Raw genomic sequence first — 1614 nt, 5'->3', positions numbered from 1 at the left:
GGTGACTGCGTACCTTTTGTATAATGGGTCAGCGACTTATATTCTGTAGCAAGGTTAACCGTATAGGGGAGCCGAAGGGAAACCGAGTCTTAACTGGGCGTTAAGTTGCAGGGTATAGACCCGAAACCCGGTGATCTAGCCATGGGCAGGTTGAAGGTTGGGTAACACTAACTGGAGGACCGAACCGACTAATGTTGAAAAATTAGCGGATGACTTGTGGCTGGGGGTGAAAGGCCAATCAAACCGGGAGATAGCTGGTTCTCCCCGAAAGCTATTTAGGTAGCGCCTCGTGAACTCATCTTCGGGGGTAGAGCACTGTTTCGGCTAGGGGGCCATCCCGGCTTACCAACCCGATGCAAACTACGAATACCGAAGAATGTTATCACGGGAGACACACGGCGGGTGCTAACGTCCGTCGTGAAGAGGGAAACAACCCAGACCGCCAGCTAAGGTCCCAAAGTCATGGTTAAGTGGGAAACGATGTGGGAAGGCACAGACAGCCAGGATGTTGGCTTAGAAGCAGCCATCATTTAAAGAAAGCGTAATAGCTCACTGGTCGAGTCGGCCTGCGCGGAAGATGTAACGGGGCTAAACCATGCACCGAAGCTGCGGCAGCGACGCTTATGCGTTGTTGGGTAGGGGAGCGTTCTGTAAGCCGTTGAAGGTGGCCTGTGAGGGTTGCTGGAGGTATCAGAAGTGCGAATGCTGACATAAGTAACGATAATGCGGGTGAAAAGCCCGCACGCCGGAAGACCAAGGGTTCCTGTCCAACGTTAATCGGGGCAGGGTGAGTCGACCCCTAAGGCGAGGCCGAAAGGCGTAGTCGATGGGAAACAGGTTAATATTCCTGTACTTGGTGTTACTGCGAAGGGGGGACGGAGAAGGCTATGTTAGCCGGGCGACGGTTGTCCCGGTTTAAGCATGTAGGCGGGAGTTTTAGGTAAATCCGGAACTCTTTTAACGCTGAGGTGTGATGACGAGGCACTACGGTGCTGAAGTAACAAATGCCCTGCTTCCAGGAAAAGCCTCTAAGCATCAGGTAACATCAAATCGTACCCCAAACCGACACAGGTGGTCAGGTAGAGAATACCAAGGCGCTTGAGAGAACTCGGGTGAAGGAACTAGGCAAAATGGTGCCGTAACTTCGGGAGAAGGCACGCTGATATGTAGGTGAAGCCCCTGCGGGTGGAGCTGAAATCAGTCGAAGATACCAGCTGGCTGCAACTGTTTATTAAAAACACAGCACTGTGCAAACACGAAAGTGGACGTATACGGTGTGACGCCTGCCCGGTGCCGGAAGGTTAATTGATGGGGTTAGCGGCAACGCGAAGCTCTTGATCGAAGCCCCGGTAAACGGCGGCCGTAACTATAACGGTCCTAAGGTAGCGAAATTCCTTGTCGGGTAAGTTCCGACCTGCACGAATGGCGTAATGATGGCCAGGCTGTCTCCACCCGAGACTCAGTGAAATTGAACTCGCTGTGAAGATGCAGTGTACCCGCGGCAAGACGGAAAGACCCCGTGAACCTTTACTATAGCTTGACACTGAACACTGGTCCTTGATGTGTAGGATAGGTGGGAGGCTTTGAAGCGTGGACGCCAGTCTGCGTGGAGCC

General features: G+C 53.0%; 1 rRNA gene. It reads left to right on the top strand.

Going from position 1 to position 1614, the window contains the following annotated elements:
- Positions 1–1614 (top strand): 23S ribosomal RNA (locus ACTJJA_RS23890); the annotation flags it as partial.

The sequence above is a fragment of the Enterobacter sp. 22452 genome (assembly GCF_052045065.1).
GTDB lineage: Bacteria > Pseudomonadota > Gammaproteobacteria > Enterobacterales > Enterobacteriaceae > Enterobacter > Enterobacter mori.
This window is presented reverse-complemented; position numbering and strand designations above follow the sequence as displayed.